We start from the raw sequence: 5,831 nt of genomic DNA on the forward strand, positions 1-5,831 counted from the left end.
AAACTAAAGTCTTATCTACCTATTTGTGGAGACGCCTTATGGCGTCTTTTCTTTTTTTTATAAAAAACCCCCAAGCATTCATATGCTTAAGTGTTTATCAATTGAAAGGTAGAGATTTTTGGAATTCTTTAAATTAAGAACAGAGTGGGATTACTCCTAAACCAATTAATAAAGCTGCAGCAAACGCTGGAATTGGCGCAGGAATCTCGATACCTTCTACACCTAAAAAGTATTGACCATTTACTAATTTAAAACAAACTAATTGCATGGCTAATCCTCCCTTCTGTTAGGATTAATACATTACATTAAAAAATCCTATTATTTATATGATTGAATAGTTTGTTTTTCAGGAAATGTGTAATTTATCAACGTTCAAGGGAAACACATTAATTTATCTTTCCTTATTTTCAAAAGGACCTGCTCAAGTCATACGTAAAAACATAAGGTAAATTAAATTGTATACACGCTGATCACGGTGATTTTTCGATGCACCCATCATAATGAATCTCTCCTTTTCCTCTTTTTATCAGTATTGGTAGGTAAAGAGGGGGCAGACACAAAAACAGGTTGTGAAGAAAGTCTTCTTCACAACCTGAGATTAAGTTATATATCCAAATATGACCTGTTCTTTTAACTATTTAGTCTTTTATAATCTGTTATAGTCGATATAAATAGAGTCATAATAAATCCACTGACCTGTTCCAATTCTTAACCAACCATTCTTTTCTTCATATACTGTAACTTTTTCGCCTTTACTTGTCTTTCTAACAATAGAATAGTTTGTACCTGATCCGTTTCGAACATTTACCCCAATACCATTAATTTGAGCCGTTCCAATTACCTTTTCTACACTACCATTTTCAATTACTTGTAGCATATTTAGAATGAATGTTGCTGTTTCACCACGAGTTGTTGTTCCTTTAGGGTCGTATTGATTGTCACCCTTACCTCTTACAATACCTAGGCCATACAATCTTTGTACGTCTTCTTTATATATAATTTGGTCTTTATCTGAGAATGGTAGGTTTACAACTGGTCCCCATATACCTTTATACTGTAAAGCCTTGTTTACAATAATTGCTGATTCTTCTCTTGTAATAGGTGTGTTTGGGTCAAAATAACCATCTCCTCTACCTTGAATGATACCTGCACTTGCAGTACGTTTAATACCATCCCGTAAAGTTGAATTTGCATCGTTTAGGTCTTTAAATGAAGCATCTCCAGCTGGCAGGTTTAGAGAGTTAGAGATTAATTGAGCAAATTCGGCTCTTGTTATCGCTCTATTGGGTGCGAAAACTCCGTTTCCTTCCCCTATCATAATACCTCTTCTATTTAACTCTCGAATAGCTTCTTCATACCACCCTCCTGTAATGTCATCCTTTGGTTGATAAAGATTATTATAATACCCCTCAACGCTATTTACGAATACATCCCATTGCCCATTATTAATCATGTTAGCAGGGCAGATTTTACCGCTCCATTTTTGGTGTTTTACAATGTTATTTAACGGTACACCAGTTTCTTTCATTAAATAAGCTACAAGTTTCTTAGCGTTATCTACCGCTTTACTGTAGTTTCCGTCACTATTAACTGCGATTTCAATTGCAATGGATTCTCTATTACCTGAACCATCACCGTCTCCTGCATGCCATCCGTTCTCGTTTAATGGTAGGTGTTGATAAATCTCTTTATCGTCTACTGTAAAATGCCACGATGCAGCTCGGTCTGTGTTGCCTACTGCTTGGTTATAAAGGTATTGGGCGTGGTTTCTAGCACCTGCTCCTACACTTGTATTATCAGTCTCATGAATTGTAATGTACTTTGGACTCATATAGTTTTGAGGACGAATATTATCGTTACCTGCTGGTACAATCCATTCAGTGAATGGAACACCATTTATTGTACTAGAGGTGCTTGGTGATATGGGAGACAGACTACGTTTTGTTCTGTTTGAATTGTTAGGAACAGTTAGTGTACCTGTTTCTTCATGAATACCTTCTGAACGTTGAAGACTATCTACTTTCTTATTGTCGACAGTACCTCCACCACGTCCGTCTACCTCTTCAAAACTAGCTTCAATACTTTTTAAAGCCTGTTCATCTGATGTTATTTTACTTTGTTCCTGAACGTTTGTAGGTTGCTTATTGTTTACTAATTGTTGTTCCTCTGCAAACGATACCAATGGTGAAGATAATACTGTTAATCCTGCCGTGAATGCTACTACTTTTTTATTAAATTTAATGTTCATTTCTAATTTGGTATACCTCACTATTTTAATAGATATACCTTCCTCCTTGTACTTCTTTTAGTGTGAATGTTAGTTTAAATAATGGTAGCCTGAATCCTCAAAATAACAGATTGATTTTACATTTCATATGTCAAACCGACATCTATAAGTCCTACATGAAATGTTAGTACTTTAGAATTATATCATAGCACGGTTGCAATACTTCCAAGACTCTTGCAAGTAATCTCCTAATCTTGGATATACTGATAGTATGACTCTAAAAAGGGCATGATCACATCGCTATCAAGCTAACAAAATAAAATCCCCCTAAAATGAAAAAACGATCCATTTTTTCTATAAAAACATAAGAATAGATCTTGTTTTTTCATGTCTAAATTTGTATTTAATATTCAAAAGCATTTAAGTCCTATAGGTTTCCTACAAAGAAGAATGGAATTTTATCTATTTGGGGTAGCACCCCACATCACCATCAAGCTAACAGAACAGATTACCCTCTAAACGAAAATTTTGTGGCTTTTTTAGCGCGGAAGTTCATTATTATTGTTTTTTATGTTCCTTAACTTGATAGAGGTGTGGTGGATCCCTTTTTAGAAGTAGATACTTCTAAAACCTTGAAGTATTTGAAAATCAATTTTATCTGCTTTTGTCCTTTGAATTATAAAATCTAATCCATTTTTGGTATTGTCCGCATATTTAGGCATTGCTTCAAGAGTATCTGTCAATGGTTTGTTGAAATCGTCCCAATGTATTGGAATAACAAGCTTCGGTTGTACTTTTCGTACAGTTTGCTTGTAATACGTATTTTGGAAAGTACTTTCCTGCTTTCCTAATACCCCTATTCCTAAAAATAAGACATCAGCTCGAATATCATCTAATACCCCTTCTATATAGTTAGCACTTGGTTTAACAAGGAAAGTTTTATTATTATGTGTAATTAAGTAATCATAAGAAGAGTCTTCATGATAATCTAGGGCTTTAGCAGGTTGTTTAAGTGGCTTTTTTATTTTTTCTCCTTCATCAAAGGTTGGTGAATGTTTCGATGGAAGGACAGTAACAGTAAAATCACCAAACTTCATAGCCTTATTTACTTCATATACAGACATCTGGTTCTTATTTATATCACCACCAATACCTATGTTAATTGCTGATTCTGAACCATATACATGTGTTCCAGTTCGTTTAGCTATATAAGCTAAATCAAACGCATGATCATAATGTGTATGTGCAATAAATAATCCCTTAAGTTTATTATTATCAACCCCTATTTGATTAAAAACTTTATCCACAGTATCTTCATCTGTTTTTATATTGCTGAACAACATTTTTGGTAAGGATGGCCTAGAAATAAAACCATCAATCATTAATTGTGTATTTCCATCATCAAATAGTAAAGATGATGTTCCTAAAAATGTGACCTTTACCTCACCTTGATTCAATACTTTTTGTGTTGTTTTTGGAGCATAATACTCCCTGTATTGTTGAATATCTGCTGAAGGTGTTAAAAACTTGTAATAAACGAAAATAGAAGCGATTATTACTAATACTAGTAATCCTATAAAAAACACCCTTAATTTTTTTCTTAATGTGTATTTCAAAAAACATTCTCCTTTCTAGACAAAAGATATTATTGTTTGCCTGTGCTAAATCCTCCTACTTGAGGCTACCACAAAGTATCTATAAAATTTAAAAAACGCCATCCTTTCCTATTGGAGTGAACCCTTAGAATGAGACGAAAAAAAGTGGAAAGTAGTTGAAATGAAACACCAAGGATTCAAAAACAAAGAAATTATGGATGCCTTAGGAATTAAGCATGTGGCTCAAATTAAAACTTGGATGAAATGGTATCGTGAAGGCGAAACCTATCGGTTTGAACAGTCTATTGGAAGACAATCTGCACATGGAAAAGGCTTAAAAAGGTTAACAGAACTTGAACAAAAAGAATTAGAAATACGTTATTTAAAGGCAAAGATTATATTGCTGGAAAAGTGCCAAGAAATCTTAAGGAGGTGGGAGGAAAAAAAGAAATAATGAAAATGATAAAGGAATGGCAATCAGTTTTTACAATTGCAGAACTGTGTTCCATATTTAATATTTCACGTGCCACTTATTATCGTTGGAAAAAGCAGGAGAAACCAGTAACTAATCATGAAGAAAAAACCGTAATAGAAATATGTCAACATCATAAATATCGGTATGGATATCGTCGGGTTACAGCTTGTCTACGTGATCAATTTAACATCGTAATGAATCATAAAAAAGTATTACGTATCATGAGAAAATACAACGTATTATCTCGGGTTAGAAAAAAGAAAAAGATATTTGTGCTCGGTCATGAACCAGTGGTAGCTAAAAATAGAATACAACGGAGATTTAAAGCTACCAAGCCTAATGAAAAATGGTTCACTGATATCACGTATTTGATGTTCGGCAATAAGACTCTTTATTTTTCATCTATTATAGATGGGTTTAACAATGAAATTGTAAGTTATAAAATAGCTGAGACACAGGATGTTTCTCTTGTATTAGATACTCTAAAAGAGGCTTTAAGAAAGCGAAATGTGATTGATACGATTTTACATTCGGATCAAGGAAAGGTGTATACATCAAAACAATTTCAAACATATGCCACAGAAAAAGGCATTATCACAAGCATGTCTCGTACAGGAAACTGCCATGATAATGCCCTCATAGAATCCTTTCATTCTCATTTGAAATCCGAAGGATTCTATGCGCAAAATATAAAACAATCGAATAATTCTAGTATAATACAAACTGTGGATGAATACATCCACTACTATAATAATGAACGGATTCAGAGAAAATTAGATAATATGTCACCTATAGCTTATAGGAAACATGTTATCTAGGTGTTTTTTCTTTGTCTCACCAAATGGGGGCAGACCACCTATGATTCTACAGAAAGAATAGCGTATTTTTTCTTTTTATGGATACACTTTTTAGCTCGATAACGATGGGGTGTTACCTCAAATATAATTATTTTATTTAAATGTCTCTTTTAAATTTGTTTCAAATCTTTTCATAGGTTGGTATACAAGAACGTGTAGTGATAAACCTATCACTGCAGCAATGTTTAAAATAATACTTATAATCATTAAAGACCCTTCTATAACTGGAGAAAAGTATCCGTTCGTACTTAACGTAGAAGAACTTATACCAAGTAGTAAAATCACTATTAGTAAAGGTAAGTTTTTAACCAATTTGAATCCCCCTTTAAATGTAATATCTTTATATTATTATATCACACACTAGTTTATGTAATTAATATAAGATAGTTATCTATGGGCAATTTTACATGTTTTTTTGTTACAAGTTAGCACGAAATTTTGTTCTGGGGTACTATAAAATTTCCGCTTGATGGCGATGTGGTTCTATCCCATCGCTATCAAGCTAAGAAATTCATTGTACACCAAAATGAAAAAAGATGAAAAAATAATAAAAAGCTTATCATTAAGTGCTAAAAGATAAGCTTTTTTGTCTATACTTATTAAATTTTATTTGATTTCTTCCATGCTAATACTGTAATAAGATATTGAATACCAAAAAGGAAAGCGAAAAGTATAAT

5 protein-coding genes are annotated in these 5,831 nt (G+C 33.0%); 1 reads left to right on the forward strand and 4 read right to left on the reverse strand.

All coding sequences use genetic code 11. The features are described 5' to 3' along the window. Positions 1 to 133 precede the first annotated feature (133 nt). The 3 genes from DN403_RS32015 to DN403_RS27935 form a co-directional block, all read right to left on the reverse strand. A complete protein-coding gene (locus DN403_RS32015; RefSeq protein WP_255452078.1) occupies positions 134 to 268 on the reverse strand; it encodes a hypothetical protein in 135 nt (44 codons plus the stop codon). A 378-nt stretch (positions 269 to 646) separates the two neighbouring features. Next, positions 647 to 2,248 (reverse strand): S-layer homology domain-containing protein, encoded by a 1,602-nt coding sequence (locus DN403_RS27930; RefSeq protein ID WP_149185985.1) that lies wholly within the window; start codon positions 2,246 to 2,248, stop codon positions 647 to 649. A 587-nt stretch (positions 2,249 to 2,835) separates the two neighbouring features. Beyond that, a complete protein-coding gene (locus DN403_RS27935) occupies positions 2,836 to 3,843 on the reverse strand; it encodes an MBL fold metallo-hydrolase (protein WP_149185986.1) in 1,008 nt (335 codons plus the stop codon). A 160-nt stretch (positions 3,844 to 4,003) separates the two neighbouring features. On the opposite strand from DN403_RS27935, the gene DN403_RS27940 reads away from it, so the two are divergent. Then, positions 4,004 to 5,115 (forward strand): IS3 family transposase gene (locus DN403_RS27940; protein ID WP_149185987.1). Its coding sequence is split into 2 segments (ribosomal slippage): positions 4,004 to 4,220 and positions 4,220 to 5,115, totalling 1,113 coding nucleotides; the frame shifts between segments, so codons are not numbered across the junction. A gap of 132 nt (positions 5,116 to 5,247) precedes the next feature. Here the strand turns inward: DN403_RS27940 and DN403_RS27945 are convergent. Beyond that, positions 5,248 to 5,466 carry a hypothetical protein gene (locus DN403_RS27945; protein ID WP_000240395.1) on the reverse strand — a complete coding sequence of 73 codons (219 nt, stop codon included), beginning with the start codon at positions 5,464 to 5,466 and terminating at the stop codon, positions 5,248 to 5,250. Between the last annotated feature and the right edge of the window lie 365 nt (positions 5,467 to 5,831).

This window comes from Bacillus sp. AY2-1 (assembly GCF_008368965.1).
Classification (GTDB): domain Bacteria; phylum Bacillota; class Bacilli; order Bacillales; family Bacillaceae_G; genus Bacillus_A; species Bacillus_A thuringiensis_S.